Annotated in this window: 23 protein-coding genes and 1 tRNA gene; 8 read left to right on the plus strand and 16 right to left on the minus strand. The window is 67.9% G+C overall.

Annotation, left to right across the window (positions count from 1 at the left end; all coding sequences use genetic code 11):
* Positions 1-687, plus strand: a 687-nt coding sequence (locus C1H66_RS17660; protein ID WP_240618380.1) for a molybdopterin molybdotransferase MoeA, incomplete at its 5' end; no start/stop codon positions are given.
* 6 nt (positions 688-693) lie between these two features.
* Here C1H66_RS17660 and C1H66_RS17665 read toward each other — a convergent pair.
* The 7 genes from C1H66_RS17665 to C1H66_RS17695 all read right to left on the minus strand — a co-directional run bounded on the left by C1H66_RS17665 (position 694) and on the right by C1H66_RS17695 (position 4,025).
* A complete protein-coding gene (locus C1H66_RS17665; RefSeq protein ID WP_102629195.1) occupies positions 694-1,263 on the minus strand; it encodes an acyl carrier protein phosphodiesterase in 570 nt (189 codons plus the stop codon).
* A 1-nt stretch (position 1,264) separates the two neighbouring features.
* The gene (locus tag C1H66_RS17670) at positions 1,265-1,618 is read right to left on the minus strand and encodes a TusE/DsrC/DsvC family sulfur relay protein (protein ID WP_102629196.1); all 354 of its coding nucleotides are present in this window, start codon (positions 1,616-1,618) and stop codon (positions 1,265-1,267) included.
* Positions 1,618-1,908 (minus strand): sulfurtransferase complex subunit TusB, encoded by a 291-nt coding sequence (tusB, locus tag C1H66_RS17675; protein WP_102629197.1) that lies wholly within the window; start codon positions 1,906-1,908, stop codon positions 1,618-1,620. The genes C1H66_RS17670 and tusB overlap by 1 nt, the downstream gene beginning before the upstream one ends.
* 43 nt (positions 1,909-1,951) lie before the next feature.
* Positions 1,952-2,323, minus strand: coding sequence for a sulfurtransferase complex subunit TusC (gene tusC / locus C1H66_RS17680; RefSeq protein ID WP_102629198.1), 372 nt, complete (start codon positions 2,321-2,323; stop codon positions 1,952-1,954).
* A gap of 25 nt (positions 2,324-2,348) precedes the next feature.
* Entirely contained in the window at positions 2,349-2,741 is a 393-nt protein-coding gene (tusD, locus tag C1H66_RS17685) for a sulfurtransferase complex subunit TusD (RefSeq protein ID WP_102629199.1), read from the minus strand.
* 68 nt (positions 2,742-2,809) lie between these two features.
* Complete coding sequence (locus C1H66_RS17690) at positions 2,810-3,478, minus strand: Bax inhibitor-1/YccA family protein (protein WP_102629200.1); 669 nt, start codon at positions 3,476-3,478, stop codon at positions 2,810-2,812.
* Positions 3,479-3,569: 91 nt separating this feature from the next.
* Positions 3,570-4,025 carry an NUDIX hydrolase gene (locus tag C1H66_RS17695; protein ID WP_102629201.1) on the minus strand — a complete coding sequence of 152 codons (456 nt, stop codon included), beginning with the start codon at positions 4,023-4,025 and terminating at the stop codon, positions 3,570-3,572.
* Between the two features lie 120 nt (positions 4,026-4,145).
* Here C1H66_RS17695 and C1H66_RS17700 point away from each other — a divergent pair.
* Positions 4,146-4,235, plus strand: a tRNA-Ser gene (locus tag C1H66_RS17700).
* Between the two features lie 94 nt (positions 4,236-4,329).
* Here the strand turns inward: C1H66_RS17700 and C1H66_RS17705 are convergent.
* Positions 4,330-4,980, minus strand: coding sequence for a metallophosphoesterase (locus C1H66_RS17705; protein ID WP_102629202.1), 651 nt, complete (start codon positions 4,978-4,980; stop codon positions 4,330-4,332).
* Positions 4,981-5,117: 137 nt separating this feature from the next.
* Between C1H66_RS17705 and C1H66_RS17710 the strand changes: the two genes are divergently transcribed.
* Positions 5,118-5,672: a YaeQ family protein gene (locus tag C1H66_RS17710; RefSeq protein ID WP_102629203.1), complete on the plus strand. Its 555-nt coding sequence runs from the start codon at positions 5,118-5,120 to the stop codon at positions 5,670-5,672.
* Between the two features lie 46 nt (positions 5,673-5,718).
* On the opposite strand, the gene C1H66_RS17715 is transcribed toward C1H66_RS17710, so the two are convergent.
* Complete coding sequence (locus C1H66_RS17715) at positions 5,719-7,425, minus strand: potassium/proton antiporter (protein ID WP_102629204.1); 1,707 nt, start codon at positions 7,423-7,425, stop codon at positions 5,719-5,721.
* A 194-nt stretch (positions 7,426-7,619) separates the two neighbouring features.
* Between C1H66_RS17715 and C1H66_RS17720 the strand changes: the two genes are divergently transcribed.
* Positions 7,620-8,861, plus strand: coding sequence for an ABC transporter substrate-binding protein (locus C1H66_RS17720; RefSeq protein ID WP_240618382.1), 1,242 nt, complete (start codon positions 7,620-7,622; stop codon positions 8,859-8,861).
* 7 nt (positions 8,862-8,868) lie between these two features.
* On the opposite strand, the gene C1H66_RS17725 is transcribed toward C1H66_RS17720, so the two are convergent.
* Both C1H66_RS17725 and C1H66_RS17730 read right to left on the minus strand, forming a co-directional pair.
* On the minus strand, positions 8,869-9,645 hold the full coding sequence (locus C1H66_RS17725) for an alpha/beta fold hydrolase (protein ID WP_102629205.1): 777 nt from the start codon (positions 9,643-9,645) through the stop codon (positions 8,869-8,871).
* Positions 9,646-9,791: 146 nt separating this feature from the next.
* Positions 9,792-11,702, minus strand: coding sequence for a propionyl-CoA synthetase (locus C1H66_RS17730; RefSeq protein ID WP_102629206.1), 1,911 nt, complete (start codon positions 11,700-11,702; stop codon positions 9,792-9,794).
* Positions 11,703-12,085: 383 nt separating this feature from the next.
* On the opposite strand from C1H66_RS17730, the gene C1H66_RS17735 reads away from it, so the two are divergent.
* Positions 12,086-12,415 carry an ArsR/SmtB family transcription factor gene (locus C1H66_RS17735; RefSeq protein ID WP_102629207.1) on the plus strand — a complete coding sequence of 110 codons (330 nt, stop codon included), beginning with the start codon at positions 12,086-12,088 and terminating at the stop codon, positions 12,413-12,415.
* Between the two features lie 9 nt (positions 12,416-12,424).
* Here C1H66_RS17735 and sohB read toward each other — a convergent pair whose 3' ends face one another.
* Positions 12,425-13,465 carry a protease SohB gene (gene sohB / locus C1H66_RS17740; protein WP_102629208.1) on the minus strand — a complete coding sequence of 347 codons (1,041 nt, stop codon included), beginning with the start codon at positions 13,463-13,465 and terminating at the stop codon, positions 12,425-12,427.
* A 126-nt stretch (positions 13,466-13,591) separates the two neighbouring features.
* On the opposite strand from sohB, the gene C1H66_RS17745 reads away from it, so the two are divergent.
* On the plus strand, positions 13,592-13,933 hold the full coding sequence (locus C1H66_RS17745) for an SCP2 sterol-binding domain-containing protein (protein ID WP_338066468.1): 342 nt from the start codon (positions 13,592-13,594) through the stop codon (positions 13,931-13,933).
* Positions 13,934-13,979: 46 nt separating this feature from the next.
* Here the strand turns inward: C1H66_RS17745 and nudC are convergent, their stop codons facing one another.
* From nudC to C1H66_RS17765, 4 genes are read right to left on the minus strand one after another with little or no spacing between them, the layout of a single operon-like run.
* Entirely contained in the window at positions 13,980-14,753 is a 774-nt protein-coding gene (gene nudC, locus C1H66_RS17750) for an NAD(+) diphosphatase (RefSeq protein WP_102629210.1), read from the minus strand.
* The gene (dnaQ, locus tag C1H66_RS17755; RefSeq protein ID WP_102629211.1) at positions 14,753-15,508 is read right to left on the minus strand and encodes a DNA polymerase III subunit epsilon; all 756 of its coding nucleotides are present in this window, start codon (positions 15,506-15,508) and stop codon (positions 14,753-14,755) included. The genes nudC and dnaQ overlap by 1 nt, the downstream gene beginning before the upstream one ends.
* Before the next feature lie 44 nt (positions 15,509-15,552).
* Positions 15,553-16,026 (minus strand): ribonuclease HI, encoded by a 474-nt coding sequence (gene rnhA, locus C1H66_RS17760; protein ID WP_102629212.1) that lies wholly within the window; start codon positions 16,024-16,026, stop codon positions 15,553-15,555.
* The gene (locus tag C1H66_RS17765; RefSeq protein WP_102629213.1) at positions 16,019-16,807 is read right to left on the minus strand and encodes a class I SAM-dependent methyltransferase; all 789 of its coding nucleotides are present in this window, start codon (positions 16,805-16,807) and stop codon (positions 16,019-16,021) included. The genes rnhA and C1H66_RS17765 overlap by 8 nt, the downstream gene beginning before the upstream one ends.
* Before the next feature lie 160 nt (positions 16,808-16,967).
* Here C1H66_RS17765 and gloB point away from each other — a divergent pair, with 160 nt between their 5' ends.
* The gene (gene gloB, locus C1H66_RS17770; RefSeq protein ID WP_102629214.1) at positions 16,968-17,735 is read left to right on the plus strand and encodes a hydroxyacylglutathione hydrolase; all 768 of its coding nucleotides are present in this window, start codon (positions 16,968-16,970) and stop codon (positions 17,733-17,735) included.
* An 11-nt stretch (positions 17,736-17,746) separates the two neighbouring features.
* Complete coding sequence (locus tag C1H66_RS17775; protein WP_306417675.1) at positions 17,747-18,991, plus strand: transglycosylase SLT domain-containing protein; 1,245 nt, start codon at positions 17,747-17,749, stop codon at positions 18,989-18,991.
* Positions 18,992-19,072 lie beyond the last annotated feature (81 nt).

Here is a 19,072-nt window from a genome sequence, read left to right on the forward strand (position 1 = left end):
CAACCGGCCGATGCTCAAGCGCCTGCTCGAGCGCTTCGGCCGCTAGCGCCGGGGCAGCTCTACAATTCCAACCGGCCGATGCTCAAGCGCCTGCTCGAGCGCTTCGGCGCCGAGGTGGTGTGGGCCGCCTCGGTGCCCGACAGCCGCGTGGCGACGCTCGATATGCTGCGCCTGGCCGCCGAGCGTGCCGAGGTGGTGATCACCACCGGCGGGGTCAGCGTCGGCGAGGAGGATCACGTCAAGGCGGCGCTGCAGACCCTGGGCCGGCTCGACCTCTGGCGCCTGGCCATCCGTCCGGGCAAGCCCCTGGCGCTCGGTCGCCTGCCCCGGCCGGACGGCCGCGAGGCCCACTTCGTCGGGCTGCCCGGCAATCCCGTGTCGGGGTTCGTCGGCGCCTGGCTGTTCCTGCGCCCCTTGATGGGCGCCCTGCTCGGCTCCCCGGCGCTGGCCACCCTGCCGGTACTCGCCGCCCGGGCCGACTTCGCGACCACCACCGGGCCGCGGCGCCACTACATGCGCGTGGCACTGGAATTCGGCGAGGAAGGGATCGTGGCGAAGGCGTTTCGCGACCAGAACTCCGCGGTGCTCTCCTCCTGCGTCGGTGCCGACGCCCTGGCGGTGATTCCCGCCGAATCGCGGATCGAGCCGGGGGACAGGGTCGACTGCCTGTGGCTCAGGAGCGATTGAATCGGGTCAGGGATCGGGAAACTCGAGCACGTCGATGACCGCCGGCCACAGCCGCCGGAAGTCGGCCTCGAGGTTGGCGTAGTCCGCCTCGAGCCAGGGCACCAGGTCGGCCAGGCGGTTGGGGCCGGACAGCCGCTGGCCGATGCCGCGGATGGCGCGGCAGGTGAAGGCGAAGTCGGCATAGCCGTGCAGCCAGTCCTGCTCCACCAGCACCGGCATCAGGGTGGCCAGGCGGGCCGGCGCCGGGCGGTCCGCCAGCAGGCGGTAACTGCGGGCGACCAGCGCCGACTCCCTCATGTCGAGCCCGAGTTCGCGGGCAATGAAGTGGTCCCAGACCAGGTCGAGGGCGATACCGGCATAGCGTCGCTGGGCCCGCGGGGCTCTTTCCCGCACCGCGAGAACCACCGGGTGGGAATCGACGAAGGCATCCACCCGCCGATGGTGACGGATACCCGCCGCGATTGCGGCATCCCAGTCGGAGAGGTCGGGGCCCTTGACGCCGTCGGCGATCAGGTTGCCGTAGAGGAAGTCATCGCTGCCGCCGCGGGCGAGCCAGGCATGGGCCAGGAAATTCATGTCAGAGACAATTCGCCGGCTTGGGCAGGCCCGCCAGGCGCGCGCCCAGCTTGGCCGGGCTGCCGGGAAACAGCCGCATCAGGTGGATCGAGCGCCCCTTCTCCGGGCCCAGCGCCTGCCCAACCGCCTTGACCAGAGGGCGCATGGCCGGCGCCATCTCGAAGCGCTCGTAGAAGGCGCGCAGCACGTCGATCACCTCCCAGTGCTCGTCGGTGAGCGAAAGCCCCTCTTCCGCGGCCAGGGCGACAGCCACCGCCGGCGACCAGTCGCCGAGATCGACCAGATACCCCTCGGGATCGAGGCCGACCCGCTCCCCCCCCACCTCCACGAAGCGTGCGATCGCCGTCGTTGCCATCAGTACCAGCTCACCGTGCGTTCGGCTTCCTCGGTCAGGTCCACGAAGCCGTCCACGTCGACCACCTGGACCGACGCCTCGCAGCGTCCCTCGAGACCGCGTGCCGCCAGGTCCTCGCGCAGCGCGAACAGCCGGCCCTGCAGCCCATCGAAGTAGCGCACCAACTGGGGCAGTGCGCCCTGGACCCCGTCCTCGATCAGCAGCAGTCGATCCTCCGGCCCCATGGCGGCCAGAGCCTGCTGGTAGACCCGGCTGGCGGCAGGGGAGCGATTCAGAATGTGCAGCAACATGCGGGGATCCTCGGTACAACGGATGGCGTCGCCGGTGGCGTGCTCAGAAGGTCAGCACCAGGCGGTGGGCTCCCGGCTGGCGGGAGATGGCCTCGGCGGACAACCGACGCACGGGGAGCATCAGATCTGCCTCGGTGAGACCGAAACGCTCGAGAGCGGCCTCTTCCACCAGTAACGTCTCGATATCATACATCTCCAGCATCTCCAGGGTCGCGCTGGTGCCTTTCTGGCCGAGCGGACCGGCCTGCTGGCCCCGGAGCAACGCGGTCACGCCCTCGCCCATGAACAGCAGCGAGACCCGGCGGCCGAAGGCGGCCGCGACCAGGGCCGCATCGAGCCCCTCGCGCAGCCAGTTGGTGCCGTGGGGGCCGTGACGCAGGATGACCAGCAGGTCGGACGGGGTTGGCTCGGTCATGTCGCTTCCTCGACGCGATACAGGCTCAGGGGCCGAAGGTGACCAGGCGGTCGCAGCTCAGGCCGAGATCGACCAGTTGGCCCAGCCCGGTCAGCTCGAAGGGGGGCTCGACGCTATGGCCCTGCTTGCCATGCCGAACCGCTTCGCGTGCATCGAGCAGCCCGCGGCGCAGGGCGGCGGCGATGCAGACCTGCAGCGAGGTGCCGTGCTCGCTGTGCAATGTCGTCCAGGCGTCGACCAGGTGCGGCTCGTCCTGGGGAGGGGCCGCCAGACGGGCCGCATTCTGTACCCCATCATGGTAGAAGAACACCGTCTCGAGATGGTGCCCACGCTCCACCACGGCGCGAGCGAAGCGCAGCGCGGAATGAGAGGCCTGGCAGCTGTATGGGGCACCCAGCAGCAGGATGGCATAGCGCATGAAGGGTCTCCGGAAACAGTCTGGCCCCACCGGGAAGGCGGGGCCAGCAGGATCCAGCCGAGCGGGGTTCAGTCGCTGCTCATGATGCCGAGCAGGGACAGCAGGCTGATGAACAGATTGTAGATCGACACATAGAGGGTGATGGTGGCAAGGATGTAGTTGGTCTCGCCGGCCCGGTGCACGATCTCGCTGGTCTGGTAGAGGATTGCCGCCGAGGCGAACAGCACGAAGCCTGCGGAGACCATCAGCATCAGGGTCGGGATCTGGAAGACCAGCCCGGCCACCATGGCCAGGATCAGCACGATGGCGCCTGCCAGCAGGAAGTTGCCCAGGAAGCTGAAGTCCTTCTTGGACACCAGTGCCACGGCGGAGAGACCGATGAAGGTCAGGCCGGTCATGGCCAGGGCGTTCATGATCAGGGCTGCGCCGTTGGGCAAGGCCAGGTAGGCACTGAGGATCGGCCCCAGGGTGAAGCCCATGAAGCCGGTGAAGGCGAAGGTGGAAAGCAGCCCCAACGCCGAGTTGGCGGTCTTGTGCACGAGGAACATCAGGCCGTAGGCGCCGATGAAGAACACCAGGATGTTCATCCGCTCGATGCCCATGGCCATGGCGGCGCCGGCGGTCACGGCGGAGAACAGCAGTGTCATGGCCAGCAGGCCGTAGGTGTTGCGCAGCACCTTGTTGGTGCTGACCACCTGTGTCTGCTGCCGTGTCAGCTGAGTGTCTTGGTAAGCCATTGATCCAGAGCTCCCTGAGGTTATTGATCTGGGCACGCGACCTAGAATGCCCACTCGACGTTCACGGCGCAAGCCCTTGTCTCTCCATGCCTCAACGGTGATTCCTCCCTTGCTCCATCCGGAGAGCCCGGCGCGCCACCTCGGCGGCCGTCCGGCAGACGTCGTCACCAGCGGCCTCCAGCGCCGCCATATCCATCCAGTATAGCTCGCTGGCGTCGTCAGCCGCCGCCTCGACACCCCACTGCCCTGCCATGCGGATCACCACGACGACGTAATGGGTCTGCAGCCGCCCCTGGCCATCATGATCGAGGACATCGATGGCCGTCAGCACCTCGTGTGGCGTGGCATGTAGCCCGGTCTCCTCGAGCAGCTCGCGAACCGCCGCGTCGCCCAGGCTCTCGCCGGCCTCGATCTTCCCCCCGGGCAAGGCCAGGTAACCGGCATTGGGCGGATGGCGGCGACGGACCATCAGGAGCCGCCCCTCACGCACCAGCGCCGCCGAGACGGCGGCAACGGGGCGCGGGGATACTGGTGGGACGTGATTCATGCGGTCTCCCGGGGTCGCTCACCCCCATTCTGGCCCACACCGAGCGAACCCGCTAACGCCTTGATCCCAAGGGGCTCTTGACCCGACCTCGAAAACTGGTAATATGCCCACCCGTGAGCCGGAGGGATGGCAGAGCGGTTGAATGCACCGGTCTTGAAAACCGGCGAAGGTGAGAGCCTTCCCAGGGTTCGAATCCCTGTCCCTCCGCCATTATGCTTCATGAATCAAGCGCCTGCGGGCGCTTTTTTCATGGGCCCGACATCCCCCTGTTGCCCGGGCAACGCTTGCCATCGTCGTCGCCCCCTCACCCCAGCAGCTCGCGGGCATCGACCAGGGTCAGATGTCCAGTACAGAAGGCACCGGTGTCGATGTAATGGACGTTGCCCAGGGTCAGCGGCCGCTCCACGATGGTGTGGCCGACGACGACGGCGTCGACCCCCGCCACCGGCGTCTCGTCGCGCCGCTGGATCCGGGCGCGCCCCCAGACCAGGGTTTCCGGGTCGGCGTCCGCGAGACGCGACCAGTCTGCCGGCGGCTCGGCGTGCACCATGCCGACGCGCTTCCCGGCGATCGCGATCTCGCGCGCATGGGGCAGATGGCGCAGCGCCTCATCCAGGATCTTGCGCACCTCACCCACCCCACTACGCGCGACCCAGCCGCCACCATTGATCATCCACAGTGCCCAGGCGGTGCTGTCCTCGCCCTCCCGCAGCGCGCTCCGGGCCAGCTCCTCATGATTGCCGCGCACGGCGTGAAACCACGGCCTGGAGGCAAGCGACAGGCAAACGAGCGAATCGGTACCACGGTCGATGAGGTCGCCAACGGAAAACAGGCGATCCGTCGCCGGATCGAGACCGACACGCCGCATCGCCTCCTGCAGCAGTCGGTGCTGGCCGTGAATGTCACCCACGAAGAAGTCGCGGCCCCGGATGTTCGCTTCATGCTCGATCAGCATGACTCGGCCTCCTCTGGCAGGAAGGCGGCCCCCGGCACAGCCCTCCGGCCACTTCGGTATCAATTGCCCCTCGAGATCCTCCCCGTCTATGTCATCATGGCAGATACTTTTTCCAGTCGGTCGGGTGACGTAGACAGATGGCATTGAAGGCAACGATTCACAGGATCCAGTTCCAGATCGCCGATATGGATCGGCACTACTATGCAGACCACACGCTGACCGTGGCTCGTCACCCCTCCGAGACCGATGAGCGCATGATGGTACGGCTGCTGGCCTTTGCGCTTCACGCCAACGAGGCACTGGCCTTCGGCCGGGGAGTGAGCACCGAGGACGAGCCCGACCTCTGGCAGAAGGACCTGACCGGCGCCATCGACCTCTGGATCCAGTTGGGGCAGCCCGACGAGAAGGCCATCCGCCGTGCCTGCGGCCGGGCCGGCCGTGTGATCCTCTACACCTACAGCGGCCATGGCGCCGAGATCTGGTGGGAGCAGGTCGCGGGGAAATGTGCCACCCTCGACAACCTGTCGGTCATCGACATCCCCCCGGCATCGGTGCAGGCCCTGGCCTCGCTGGCGGCCAAGGGCATGACGCTGAGCTGCACGGTGCAGGATGGCGAAGTCCGGATGACCAGCCCGGAGGCGTCGGTGGAGGTCGAGCTCGCCGTACGCAAGCAGCCGAGGACCCGGCGCTGAACCGCACCGTTGCCTGCCGGCGCCGGCAGCAGGCAGCGGAGCCGGCTCAGTAGAGGCGCAGCCCCACCCGGGTGATCCTGTCGCCCTCGACCTCGCTGACCACCCAGTGGATACCGTGCCAGTCGACGTCATCGCCCACTACCGGGTGGCCACCGACCCGCAGCGAGATGAACTGGTCCAGGGTCATCTCCTTCTCGCCGGGGCTCAGGGTCAGGCCGTAGACATCGGCGATATCCTGCATCCGGGCGTCGCCGTCGAAGGTGAAGGTGCCGAAGAAGGCACGCTCCCGCTTGAGCTTGGCCTCGCCATTGAACAGCCGGTTGAGGGCCGGCAGGTCATCGGTGCGGCCGATCACGCAGATCACGTCGCCGAGCTGCAGCCGGGTGCCGCCCTTGGGGTGCAGCATGGCGTGCTCGCGGAACAGCGCCGAGATCAGCGCCCCGGATGGGAAGCGCAGCAGGCGGATCGGCACGTCCTCGAGGTCGGAGTTCTCGACCTCGTAGACGAACATCTCGTAGTCGTTCTCCGGCAGCACCCCGAGCGGGCCGCGCAGGTTAGGCGTCACGCTGCGCGGCACCTCGACCTTCATCCAGCGGGCCATCCAGGACAGCGTCCCCCCCTGGATCAGCAGCGACATCAACACCACCGCGAAGGCGACGTTGAAATAGAGCGAGGCATTCTCCACCCCCCCGATCACCGGAAAGATCGCCAGCACGATGGGCACCGCGCCCCTCAGCCCCACCCAGGAAATGAACCCCACCTCACGCCAGCGGAACTTGAAGAACGGCTTGATGGTGATCAGTACCGCCAGCGGGCGCGCCACGAAGATCAGCGCCAGGGCCACCATCAAGGCGGGCAGGGCGTACTCGAGCATCTCGCTGGGGGTGACCAGCAGTCCCAGCACCAGGAACAGGCCGATCTGGCTCAACCAGGCCAGGCCATCGTGCACCGGCAGGATGAAATTGAGGTGCCGGCCGGGCTGGTTGCCGATCATCAGGCCGGTGAGGTAGATGGCCAGGAAGCCACTGCCGCCCAGCACGCTGGTCAGGCCGAAGACACAGAACCCCAGGGCCAGGGCCAGCAAGGAGTAGAGCCCCGGAGCCAGGTCGACCCAGCGCAGCAGCTTGGCGATCAGCCAGCCACCCCCCAGCCCGATCGCCACCCCGAAACCGAACTGCTGAACCAGGAACAGCGTGGTACTCAGCACGCCACCGATCTCCCCGACCAGCAGCTCGACCAGCATGATGGTCAGGAAGATCGCCATGGGATCGTTGGTGCCGGATTCGATCTCCAGGGTGGCACCGACGCGTTCGTTGAGGTTGATGCCGCGGCCGCTGAGCATCGAGAACACGGCGGCGGCGTCGGTGGAGCCGACGATGGCTCCCACCAGCAGCCCCTCTACCAGGCTCAGGTCGAAGATCCACATGGCCAGCGCGCCGACCAGGGCGCTGGTGATGAATACCCCGAAGGTGGCCAGCGACAGGGCCGGACGGAAACCGACCCGGAAGGTCTTCAATCGGGTGCGCAGCCCGCCGTCGAGCAGGATCATGGCCAGCGCCAGGTGGCCGATCAGGAAGGCCAGCGAATAGTCGTCGAACTGGATGCCGAGCACCCCCTCTTCCCCGGCCAGCATGCCCAGCCCCAGGAAGATCAACAGCAGCGGCAGCCCCACCAGGGTGGAGAGCCGGCTGGCGAGCACGCTCAGGGCAATCAGGAAGCCGCTGAGCAGAAAGAGGGTATTGATGACATCCATGGCGTCCTGCCCTGACAACGGGGAAGGGCGATTATCGCACGGCCCGTTGCCCATCGCGACGGCGGGCCAAGCGGGCGGCGTGGTCCGAACTGGCCACGGCGAAGCGCCAGAGGCTAAACTGGCGCCGCGCCAGAGGCTAAACTGGCGCCGCGCCACGGGCGTCCCTGTCGTTTCCAGCCGTTGGAGCCCCCACGATGACCACTCGCGCTCGCCGCCTGCCGAGCTGGGGATTCACCCTGTCACTCCTGGTGGCGTTGACCATGCCATCGGGTCACGCCGCCGGGGGCGAAGTTGAGCCGCTGGCGGTGCCGCCCCTGCCGCCCCCGGCCCTCGAGACCGAGGTGATGGTGCCCGTGCTGGGCGAGGCACCATTGGACCCGGCGCCATCGGCAGAGACGACCGGGCCGGCCGCCCCTCCGCCGGAGGTACGACGGCGGGGATCGGGGGAAGCGCCCATGGCGACGCTGCCGAAGCGGCTCGACGGTGAGGCCGAACCCGCGGTGCCCCGCACGACCCAGGCGCCGGCCGAACCCATCGCGCCACCGCCGATGACGGAACTGGACGTGATGCTCGACTGGTACCCGAGCCCGCGGCATGCCGCCCTGATCGTGGCCCGTGACAAGGGCATGTTCGCGCGGCGCGGCCTCGAGGTGCGCCTGTCGACGCCGGCCGACCCCAACGTACCGACCAAGCTGCTCGCCGCCTCGCGGGTGGACCTCGCCCTGACCCGCCAGCCGCTGCTTCACCTGAAGGTCGACCAGGGCCTGCCGCTGATACGGGTCGCGACCCTGGTCGACGGCACCCTGGCCGCGCTGGTCGTCCGCGACGGCCTGCGGATCGACTCGCCTGCCGACCTGGCGGGGCGACGCATCGGCCATGCCGACGAAGACAGCCTGGCGGTGCTGCTCGATACCCTGCTGCGCCCCCAAGGCATCAAGCGAGCCGAGGTCGAGGTGCGCGGCATCAATTTCGGTCCTGGGCGGGCCATCAGCGAGGGCGAGGTGGACGGCGTGATCGGCGCCATGCGCCACCTGCTGCCTCGCGAACTCGGCGACGAAGGGATCGCTACCCGCCTGATGCGGGTCGAGGAGTACGGGGTACCGCTGCACGATGGCCTGATCCTGCTGGCCAACCGCGATCGGCTGAATGGCCAGCGTGAAGCGATTCGTCAGTTGGTGGAGGCACTGGAGGAAGCCACCGCCTGGATCCTGGAACACCCCTCCGCGGCCTGGACCCACTTACTGGTCGCCGAGCCGGGGCTGGACACGCCGGCCAACCTGGCGGCCTGGCCCGACATCCTGATGCACCTGAGCGCAAGCCCTGCGGCCGTCGACCACGGCCGCTACGCCCGCTTCGAGAAGTTCCTGCACGATGCCGGCCTGGTCGAGCGGCTGACCCCGGTGGAGCGCCTGGCCCTCGACCCCGGCACCTTCTGAGGCCGAATCAGCCCGCTCCGCCGAGGAAGTCGTCCACCGCCTCGCGAAATGCCTCGGGCCGTTCGGCATGCAGCCAGTGTCCGGCGTCCAGGGTCACCACCCGCGCCTCGGGCAACACCTCGCGAAGCTCGGGCAGCATCTCGTCGGTGACGTAGTGCGAGTGCGCGCCGCGCAGCACCAGGGTTGGCCCGGCGAAAGCCCCCTCTCCGGCCGGGGCGCCCATGATCGCCTCGTAGTCCTGCTGGATCTCGTCGAGCCCCAGGCGCAGCCGGAGGCCGCCCTCTTCGGCTCGCTCCAGGTTGGTGGCGAGGAACAGCCGCACGGCACGCTCCTCGACATGCTCGGCGAGCAGCTCGTCGGCCTCGCGCCGGTTGGCGGGTCTGCCCTGGGCGACCCGCCGGAGGGCGGCGAAGACGGCATCGTGGTCATGGCCATAGGCCCGCGGCGCGATGTCGGCGACGATCAACGAGGCCACCCGCTCCGGGGCGAGCCGCGCCAGGCTGATCACCACCTTGCCGCCCATCGAGTGGCCCAGCAGGTGGGCCCGGGCGATGCCCAGGCGGTCGAGCAGCGCGAGCAGGTCGGCGGCCATCGCCTCATAGTCCATGCCCACGGCATGGGGCGAGCGGCCGTGGTTGCGCAGGTCCACCGTGATCACCCGGCGCCCCGCCTGCCATGCCTTCACGTGGGAGCGCCAGTTGTCGGCGCTGCCGAACAGGCCATGGACGACCACCAGCGGAATGCCCGCTCCTCCGGTATCCACATGATTGAGTGCAATGGGCATGGCAATCTCCTCGGCTGCGGTGGCTTCAGGGGCGAGCAGGGCGCGCATTATACGGCCTCGCAGCGTGCCTGGCCATGCGCCCGGGGTGAGCGCATACGCTGGCGCCGCCCTCCAGGGGCGGCGCCGGTCACGCAGGTCTGGCGGTTTCAGACCTGGCGAGCATCGTGGGCCGCCCCCACCGAGCGCGCCTTCATCGCCTCGTGGACGTCCTGCAGGCTTGCCGGGTCGTCGATGGTCGAGGGCACGCCGTACTCCTTGCCGTCGGCGATGCTGCGCAGCAGCTTGCGCAGGATCTTGCCGGAGCGGGTCTTGGGCAGCCGATCGACCACCAGCACCTGCTTGAAGCAGGCGATGGGGCCGATCTTCTCGCGCACCAGGGCGATCAGCGCCTCCTCAAGGGCCACCTCGTCACCATCGAAGCCATCCTTGGGAATCACCAACCCCACCGGGAGCTGCCCCTTCAGGGCGTCGTGGATGCCGATCACCGCGCACTCGGCGACCGCCGGGTGCGCGCCGACCACCTCCTCCATCTCGCCGGTGGAGAGGCGGTGGCCGGCGATGTTGATGACGTCGTCGGTGCGCCCCATGATGAAGAGGTAACCGTCCTCGTCGAAATAGCCGCCGTCACCGGTGAGATAGTAGCCCGGGAAGGCCGCCATGTAGGCGCTGTGGAAGCGCTGCGGGTCGCGCCACACCCCCACCAGGCAGCCCGGCGGCAGCGGCTGCTTGATCACCACACTGCCCTGCTCCATGGCCGCGGCCAGCTCGCCTTCCCGGTCGAGGATCTGCACGTCGAAGCCGGGCACCGGCACCGTGGCCGAGCCGGCCCTGGTGGGCATCGGCTCGAGGCCCTGGAGGTTGGCGGCGATGGGCCAGCCGGTCTCGGTCTGCCACCAGTGGTCGATCACCGGCACGTCCAGCAGGTCGTCGAGCCAGTGGAAGGTCGGCGGGTCGAGCCGCTCGCCGGCGAGGAAGAGCGCCTTGAGGCAGGAAATATCGTGCTGCCCGAGCAGCTTGCCGTCCGGGTCCTCCTTCTTGATCGCCCGGAAGGCGGTCGGCGCGGTGAAGAAGCTCTTCACCCGATACTCCGCGATCAGTCGCCAGAAGGCGCCGGCATCCGGGGTCTTCACCGGCTTGCCCTCGTAGACCACGGTGGTACAGCCACGCAGCAGCGGAGCGTAGACGATGTAGGAGTGACCGACCACCCAGCCCACGTCGGAGGCCGAAAAGAATACCTCCCCCGGCGCCATGTCGTAGATGGTCTCCATGGAATAGTGCAGCGCCACCGCGTAGCCCGCCGTGTCACGCACCACCCCCTTGGGCTTGCCGGTGGTCCCCGAGGTGTAGAGCACGTAGAGCGGGTCGCTGCCCCTGACCGGCACGCAGTCGGCCGGCTCGGCCTTCTCGACCAGGGCTGTCCAGTCGTGGTCGATCGGCCCCAGCTCGGCGCGATGCTGGTCGCGCTGCAGCACCACGCAGGCCTCCGGCTTGTAGCGGCTCTGTTCGATGGCGGCGTCGATGATCGGCTTGTAGGGAAGCACCCGGTCGACCTCGACACCGCAGGAGGCGGCGACAACGACCCGGGGTTCCGCATCCTCGATGCGCACCGCCAGTTCGTGGGGGGCGAAGCCGCCGAACACCACCGAATGCACCGCACCGAGTCGGGCACAGGCATACATCGCCACCAGCGCCTCGGGCACCATCGGCATGTAGATCACCACCCGGTCGCCCTTCGCCACGCCGAGCCCCTTTAGCGCGCCGGCGAAACCGGCCACCTGGTCGCGCAGCTCGGCATAGGTGATCACGCGCTTGGCGGCGGTGACCGGCGAGTCCCAGAAGATCGCCGGCTGGTCACCACGCCCCTGCTCGACATGGTGGTCCAGAGCCGCGTGGCAGATGTTGAGCTCGCCATCGACGAACCAGCGGGCATGCCCTGCCTCGTCGTACTCGAGGATCGTGGTGGGCGGCGTGAACCAGGGAAGCCGGCGTGCCTGTTCGGCCCAGAAGGTTGCGGGTTGCTCGATGGAGCGGCGAAATTCGCGATGATAGGTGCTCATGGGCGTCCTGTCTGCAATCGGATGACGGCTGGAATTGTTGACACTCTAGAGGAGTTTTGTCCGGCCGCCCTCATACCATCGGCTAATTTGCGACAAAAGGTGAAGGGTCTCGCGCCCTATTGTCGACAACGATGCCGGTGGCAAGCACAGTTCACCCATTGCGCGCCATTGAACCATCGTGAAAACGCGGCTTGGCTTGGGCTTGCGGTGGGCTATGCTTGAGCAATGATTAAAACAGAAAATGCCTAGTCGCCAGGCCAGGACCGGGAAGTGCCACGGAGGGTCGGGGGAAAACGTCAGCAATGCCTCAACCGCCGGCGACAGCCGGGTGTCGAGCCATTGTGCCGGGGCCGCAGGGCCTGTCAGCGCAGGAGGGGATCCTCATGAGCACTTCTAACAGCGTCGCCTCTCGCCTGCTCGATGGCGGGGATCCGATCATCGACCAGGCAACCACACTGCTCAAGGCCATGGCCAATGACAATCGCTTGAGAATCCTGTGCCTGCTCGACGGCAATGAACTCTCGGTGACGGAGCTCAACCAGCGGCTCGCCCTCAGCCAGTCGGCACTGTCCCAGCACCTGGCGATCCTGCGCCGCGAGGGCCTGGTCAGCACGCGACGCGCCTCCCAGACCATCTACTACTCGCTGCACGGCGACAGTGCACGCACCGTGATCGAGGCGCTCGGTCGGCTCGGCTTCGACGCGACGCCCTGAGGCAGACCGTCAGCGTTTCTGCCAGCGGCTGGCGTCGAGCACCTCGAGACCACGCTCGACGGCCCGTTCCACGCCGCGAGAGACCGCCATGCCGAGGCGCTCGCCCAGCTTGCGTTTCGGCTCCAGCTTCAGGCCGATCACCCGGGCATCCTTCATGCGCTCGGCCAGATAGGCCTCGCTGGTTCCCAGGGCATCGACCAGCCCCTTCTCGAGCGCCTCACTGCCGTACCACACCTCACCGGTGGCCACCGCCTCGATATCGAGGTGCCGGCGGCGCTCGGCCACATAACGCTTGAACAGCTCGTGAATGCCTTCCAGGTCCTCGCGAAACTTCTCACGCCCCTCCTCGGTATTCTCGCCGAACACCGTCAGGGTGCGCTTGTAGCGCCCGGCGGTGAGCAGTTCCACGTCGATGTCGTGACGCTTGAGCAGGCGGTGGACATTGGGCAACTGGGCGACCACGCCGATGGAGCCGAGCACCGCGAAGGGCGCGGCACGCAGCTGGTCGGCGACGCAGGCCATCAGATAGCCGCCGCTGGCGGCCACCTTGTCGACGCAGACGGTGGTCCGCAACCCCGCCTCGCGCAGTCGATCGAGCTCGGCGGCGGCCAGGCCATAGGCATGCACCAGCCCCCCCGCCGACTCCAGGCGTATCACCACCTCGTCCCCCTCGTCGGCGGCATCCAGCAGCGCCGACACCTCCTCGCCGAGGCGACCGGTCGCACTGGCGCGCAGGTCGCCATGGAAGTCGAGCACCCACACCGTCTGCCGGGGCTCCGCCTTGCCCTTTCGTCCACGCCGGCCGCGAGACTTGTCATCCTTGCGGAAGCCCTTGAGCAGCCGCTTGCGTTCACCGGGCTCACTGGCCGCCATGGTCAGGCGGCGGCGCCGATACTCGCGGTTCGTGTTGAGCTCCTCGATGCGCAGCCGGGTACGTTCGCCCACTTCGCCACGCGCCTTCACCACCACGGCGACCACCAGGCCGCCGATCACCACCAGGCTCAACACCTGGGCCAGGAACATGCCGAAATCCGTCAACCACTCGTTCACCGGGCTCTCCTCGCCTCGCGGCTCTCGTCGCCTCCCAGCCAAGCATGAAGCGGAGGCGGGAGCAATACTTGATTGAAACGATCGTTTTAAATATTCTCGTCCTCATCGCCGACGGCGCCCGCGCCCATCACCCAATCCCCAGACCAAGGATACGACATGACCCCTTCGACCCTCGACAAGCTGCAGACTCGTTTCGACGCCCAGGCCGCCAGCGGCATGGACGAGGTCTTCCAGTTCCACTTCAGCGATGCCAACAGCCACTATCTGGTGGTGAAGGATGGCAGCCTCGCCGTCGAGGAGGGCGAGCACGACGCCCCCTCCGTGACCCTGAAAATGAGCACCGACACCCTCAAGGGAGTGATGAACGGTGAGATCAACGGCATGACTGCCTTCATGACCGGCAAGCTCAAGGCCACCGGCAACGTCATGCTGGCGACCAAGCTCGGCAGCCTCTTTCCCGTCGGCTGAGCACCCGGCACGAGCGATGAACGGGCCGCCCAAGGGCGGCCCGTCGTCATTGCGCTGCCCTCACCTCGTTCAGGTGCGTCTCGATCAGCGCCCGCGAGATGGAATAGAGCGGCGGCAGCTGCGGGAGGCGTCGCGGGCTGAACCAGGCGGCATCGGAGATCTCGACCCCGTCGATGCGGATGCGCCGGCTCGCCGCCTCGGCAAAGTAGCCCAGCATCAGGGCATGAGGAAAGGGCCAGGCCTGGCTCTTGAAATAGCGCACCCGCCCCACCGTGAGCCCCACCTCCTCGAAGATCTCGCGCCGCACCGCCTCCTCGGCGGACTCCCCGGGCTCGATGAAACCGGCCAGGGTCGAATACCGGCCGGGGGCAAAGCGCGGGCTACGGGCCAGCAGCAGCGACTCGCCATGGGTCACCAGGGTGATGATGCAGGGGGAGATGCGCGGGTAGTTGCGGTGGCCGCAACCCTGGCAGTGCATGGCGAACTCGGCATCCAGCCGGGAGGCGGGAGCCCCGCAGCGTCCGCAGAAGCGATGGTCGCGCAACCAGGCCCCCACCTGGAGGGCCGTGGAGAGCAGGGCGAACCAGGATTCCGGAAGTTGCCCGAGCCAGCCGCGCCCGTCGGGCCAGGCATCCCCTGCCCGCTCCTCGAGGCTGAGCGCCACCGGTGCGTCGTGCCAGTAGCAGAGCGGCTGCATCTCGGGGGTCCAGGGGCAGGCAGGCTGCAGGAAACCACCGTCCGGTGCCGGGGCGATGCGCCCCTCGGCCAGGCGGATGACGTGACCGCTGGCAGCACCCACGGGAAGGTCACGTCGCAGCATCAGCTCGGGGCGCCCCCCTTGGCGAGCCGGTCCCAGAGACAAGCGCCGGCGGCCTCGCGGATACGCCCCAGCTTGGCCTGGTGGGCGGCCAGTTCGGCCTCGCTCGGGGAAGGCACGCCGAGCCGTCCCGGCTCCAGGGCGAGGCGCCGAATGACCAGGCCCGTGTTGCCGGTGGCCGCGCCTTCGCCGCTACCGGCGGAAGCATCCAGCGAAAGCGCCGTCTGGCCGCCGGTCATCGCCAGGTAGACATCGGCGAGGATCTCGGCATCGAGCAGGGCCCCATGGAGCACCCGGTGACCGTTGTCGATCTCGTAACGCTTGCACAGGGCATCGAGGTTGTTGCGCTGGCCGGGATGCTTGTCCCGGGCCATCTGCAGGGTATCGAGGATCCGGCAGTGCTCGGCGACCGGCCCCAGGCGTGGCTCGCCGCGCCGGCGGTTGAGCATCTCGAACTCGTGATCCATGAAGCCCACGTCGAAAGGGGCGTTGTGGATCACCAACTCGGCGCCCTCGATGAAGGCCCAGAAGTCGTCGGCGACCGCGGCGAAGACCGGCTCGTCGGCGACGCGCTCATTGGTGATGCCGTGCACCGCCACGGCCTCGGCCTCGATCTCCCGTTCGGGGTTGATGTACTGATGGTAGGTGTTGCCGGTGAGGCGGCGGTTGACCATCTCGACCGCCCCTATCTCGACCAGCCGGTGGCCCTCGCGCGGGTCGATGCCGGTGGTCTCGGTATCCAGGATGATCTGGCGCATGGTGGAGTCTCGTCAGCTCGGCTTGCAGTCGTGTGAAAGGTGGCTCAGGCGCGCGCCCGCTGGTGTCGGTCGATGGCCTCGTTGGCCAGGGCGTCGGCGCATTCGTTGCCCGGGTGGCCGCTGTGCCCCTTGACCCAATGCCACTCGATCCGGTGGCGGCGGGTCTCCTCATGGAGCTCCCGCCACAGCTCGGCATTCTTCACCGGGGCGCGACTGGCGGTCTTCCAGCCACGCTTGATCCAGCCATGGATCCACTCGGTGATGCCGCGGCGCAGGTACTCGGAGTCGGTCCACAGGGCCACCTCGCAGGGGCGCTTCAGCTCACGCAGGGCCATGATCGCTGCCATCAGCTCCATGCGGTTGTTGGTGGTGGTGGCCTCGAAACCGTTGAGCTTCTTCTCGTGGCTCCCACTCACCAGCCATGCCCCCCAGCCGCCGGGGCCCGGGTTGCCGCGGCAGGCGCCGTCGGTGTAGATGGTGACTCGGGGAAGTGCATCGGCCTGGTGTCTATCAGTCACCCTCGGTCATCCTTTCCTGTTCCGGCTCGATCCGCGACGGCCCGAGCCGCGTGGCCCCGCCCAGTACCGAACCGCCAAGTGGCCGGGCGAAGGTCAGGCGCGAGCGCTGGGTCTGGGCCAGCTGCGGCTTGCGACGGGCATGAATCATGTAACTGTCGCCCAGAGGCAGATTGTGATGCCGCCCCAGGGTCTCCAGCATGGCATTGCGCGGCAGGCTGCCGGGCAGATGAAAACCACAGTAGTCTACCCGCTCGATCTCGAAGTCGACAAATGCCAGCCAGTCCTTGAGCCGCCCCGGCGTGCGCCAGTGGCCGCGCCAGGGCAACCGGCGCCGCCGACCCGGCCAGGCCCGCGACCAGCCGGCCGGACCGAGGGGCACCCAGCCGAAGATGATCAGCCGGCCGTCATCGGCGGTGACCCTGGCGGCTTCCTGCAGCATGTGGTGCGGGTCGGGCAATACCTCCAGCAGATGGTGGATCACCACCAGACTGAGACTGTCGTCGCGCAGCGGCAGCGCATCGGGTGGACAGACCAGGGTCGCCGCCTGCTCGACCAGCTCCCGGGTCGGTGCCCAGCGCATGGCGTGTCGTACCGGGCACATGTCGGCCAGGGCACTGGTCATGCCCAGTTCCAGGCTATGGGCGCCGAACAGCCGCTCGCACACCGGCCCCAGGCAGGCGCGCTCGGCCTGCCAGACGGCCTGCCCGGCCGGACTCGCCCAATAGCGACGGCCATCCCGCACCAGTCGTGCCAGGTCGGTGGCGGGTGACGAAGTTGACATGGCGTGCACTTCCCTCCAAGATGCGGGGTTTTGCAACCCGTTCCGATTCACGGCAGCGTCTGACCATGACGAGAGCCGGCAAGGTCCTTGTGCGTCGTCCGTCGCGAGGCAACCCTGGTCAGCAGCGGTGATTCATGTCCCGAATCAGGACTCCATGCCCATGATGAGCGTGACACCGATCCCCGCCTTTGGCGACAACTATATCTGGCTGTTGCGCCAGGATTCGACCCCGGACGTCTGCGTGGTCGATCCGGGTGATGCGGCCCCCGTCATCGACATGCTCGAGCGCGAAGGCCTGACACTCTCCACGGTGCTGATCACCCATCATCACCACGATCATACCGGGGGCCTGCCCGAACTGATCGAGCGCTATTCGCCGCGGGTGATCGGGCCGAACAACCCGAGCATTGCCGGCATCGACGAGACCGTGGGCGACGGTGACGAGGTCCGCGTCATGGGCCGGCTGTTCGAGGTACATGCCGTGCCCGGCCATACCCTGGATCATATCGCCTACTTCACCGCGGGCATCCCGCCGCTGCTGTTCTGCGGTGATACCCTGTTCAGCGCCGGCTGCGGCCGGCTGTTCGAGGGTACGCCCGATCAGATGCATGCCTCACTGGCCCGGCTCGCCACCCTGCCCGACGACACCCTGGTGTTCGCTGCCCACGAGTACACCCTGGCCAACCTGACCTTCGCCCGGGCCGCCGACCCGGAGAACCCCGACGTCGAGAAAGCCATGGAGGAGTGCCGTCGGGCCAGGGAGCTCGATCGCCCGACCCTGCCCAGCACCCTGGGCCGCGAGAGACGCATCAACCCTTTCCTGCGCTGTGATGCCGACAGCGTTCGCCGGACCGCCTCGGTCCATGGCGACACCGACACCAGCGAGGCGACCTTCGCCACCCTGCGTGCCTGGAAAGACAACTTCTGAATGACACGCACATGGACGCCACCCAGGGCCCGGCCAACCGCCGGGCCTTGCTGCGACCAGGAGGCTACCGACCGATGACCTACCACACCACACGCCGACGAATTCTGGGGCTGACCAGCACCCTTGCCCTGCTCGGCTCGCTGATGGCGGCCGGCGCCGTTTCCCAGGCGTCGCCCCTGCCGGCGACCAGCGAGGCATCGAGCCGCGGCTTCACCCCCGGAGAGCATTTCTGGGAGGCTCTGGCCCTCGAGCCGCGGGATGCCTGGAGTCGTCTGCGTGCCAGCTTCCAGTGGCAGGACGATCGCTACAACGAGCGGGTTCGGCACTGGATCAATCACTATCGGGCCAACCCCGGGAACATCGTCGAGATCACCGAGCGCGCGCGCCCCTGGCTGTCCTGGATCACCGAGCAGATCGAGTCCCGTGACCTGCCCGGCGAGATCGCCCTGATTCCCTTCATCGAGAGCTCCTTCGACCCCCAGGCACGCAGCCATCGCGGTGCCGCCGGCCTCTGGCAGTTCATGCCGGGCACCGCCGATGCCCTGGGCCTGAGCCGCAACGGCGCCTATGACGGCCGGCTCGACGTGGTCAGCTCGACCAAGGCCGCGCTGGACTATATCGAGCTCCAGGCCGAGCAGTGGTACGACGGCGACATCGAGCTCTCGCTGGCCGCCTACAACGCCGGCGCCGGCACGGTGAACCGGGCCAGGAACGCCGCCCTCTCCCGCGGCGAACGCGGCGACTACTGGAGCCTGCGGCTGCCCACCGAGACCATGAACTACCTGCCCAAGCTCAAGGCCATCGCGGCGATCATCGCCGATCCTGACGAGTACCAGGTCGCCCTTCCCGAGATCGAGGACGCCCCGGCCTTCGCCAAGATTCCCCTGACCCGTCCGCTCGACCTGACCGAGGCCGCCCGCCTCGCCGGGGTGAGTCACGAAGCGCTGGCCGAGCTCAACCCGGGGCTGATCAACGGCAGTGCCAGCCCCGGCCACGCCCGGGTGCTGCTGGTCCCCGCCGATCGCGAGGAGGCGCTGATCGCCCGCCTGGAGAATCCCGAGCCCACCGCCGTGGCCGGTGATGCCCCCATCGGCGGCGATCGCTACGTGGTGCAAAGCGGCGACAGCCTCTCGGCCATCGCCTCCCGCCATGGCCTCAGTATCGTCGAGGTCCGCCAGCACAACGGCCTGAGCGGTGATGTGATTCACGCCGGCCAGGAGCTCGAGATTCCGCAACGCAGCCTCGCCGCCCGTTGATCTCGCCAGGGTGGCATCTGCGCAGACCACGGAGGTTTACAAGACAGGTTTACAAGACAACGACGGCCTGACACCTTATGC

Source organism: Halomonas heilongjiangensis (assembly GCF_002879645.1).
GTDB classification, from domain to species: Bacteria; Pseudomonadota; Gammaproteobacteria; order Pseudomonadales; family Halomonadaceae; genus Halomonas; species Halomonas heilongjiangensis.

What these genes read in the sequence shown, in the direction of transcription:
- C1H66_RS17775 (WP_306417675.1), top strand. Translation starts at nt 17,747, where the DNA reads ATGGACGCCACCCAGGGCCCGGCCAACCGCCGGGCCTTGCTGCGACCA.
- nudC (WP_102629210.1), bottom strand. Translation starts at nt 14,753, where the DNA reads ATGCTGCGACGTGACCTTCCCGTGGGTGCTGCCAGCGGTCACGTCATC.
- dnaQ (WP_102629211.1), bottom strand. Translation starts at nt 15,508, where the DNA reads ATGCGCCAGATCATCCTGGATACCGAGACCACCGGCATCGACCCGCGC.
- C1H66_RS17665 (WP_102629195.1), bottom strand. Translation starts at nt 1,263, where the DNA reads ATGAATTTCCTGGCCCATGCCTGGCTCGCCCGCGGCGGCAGCGATGAC.
- tusD (WP_102629199.1), bottom strand. Translation starts at nt 2,741, where the DNA reads ATGCGCTATGCCATCCTGCTGCTGGGTGCCCCATACAGCTGCCAGGCC.
- C1H66_RS17670 (WP_102629196.1), bottom strand. Translation starts at nt 1,618, where the DNA reads ATGGCAACGACGGCGATCGCACGCTTCGTGGAGGTGGGGGGGGAGCGG.
- C1H66_RS17715 (WP_102629204.1), bottom strand. Translation starts at nt 7,425, where the DNA reads ATGGATGTCATCAATACCCTCTTTCTGCTCAGCGGCTTCCTGATTGCC.
- C1H66_RS17705 (WP_102629202.1), bottom strand. Translation starts at nt 4,980, where the DNA reads ATGCTGATCGAGCATGAAGCGAACATCCGGGGCCGCGACTTCTTCGTG.
- C1H66_RS17735 (WP_102629207.1), top strand. Translation starts at nt 12,086, where the DNA reads ATGAGCACTTCTAACAGCGTCGCCTCTCGCCTGCTCGATGGCGGGGAT.
- C1H66_RS17730 (WP_102629206.1), bottom strand. Translation starts at nt 11,702, where the DNA reads ATGAGCACCTATCATCGCGAATTTCGCCGCTCCATCGAGCAACCCGCA.
- tusB (WP_102629197.1), bottom strand. Translation starts at nt 1,908, where the DNA reads ATGTTGCTGCACATTCTGAATCGCTCCCCTGCCGCCAGCCGGGTCTAC.
- C1H66_RS17720 (WP_240618382.1), top strand. Translation starts at nt 7,620, where the DNA reads ATGACCACTCGCGCTCGCCGCCTGCCGAGCTGGGGATTCACCCTGTCA.
- gloB (WP_102629214.1), top strand. Translation starts at nt 16,968, where the DNA reads ATGATGAGCGTGACACCGATCCCCGCCTTTGGCGACAACTATATCTGG.
- C1H66_RS17695 (WP_102629201.1), bottom strand. Translation starts at nt 4,025, where the DNA reads ATGAATCACGTCCCACCAGTATCCCCGCGCCCCGTTGCCGCCGTCTCG.
- C1H66_RS17765 (WP_102629213.1), bottom strand. Translation starts at nt 16,807, where the DNA reads ATGTCAACTTCGTCACCCGCCACCGACCTGGCACGACTGGTGCGGGAT.
- tusC (WP_102629198.1), bottom strand. Translation starts at nt 2,323, where the DNA reads ATGACCGAGCCAACCCCGTCCGACCTGCTGGTCATCCTGCGTCACGGC.
- C1H66_RS17710 (WP_102629203.1), top strand. Translation starts at nt 5,118, where the DNA reads ATGGCATTGAAGGCAACGATTCACAGGATCCAGTTCCAGATCGCCGAT.
- C1H66_RS17725 (WP_102629205.1), bottom strand. Translation starts at nt 9,645, where the DNA reads ATGCCCATTGCACTCAATCATGTGGATACCGGAGGAGCGGGCATTCCG.
- C1H66_RS17690 (WP_102629200.1), bottom strand. Translation starts at nt 3,478, where the DNA reads ATGGCTTACCAAGACACTCAGCTGACACGGCAGCAGACACAGGTGGTC.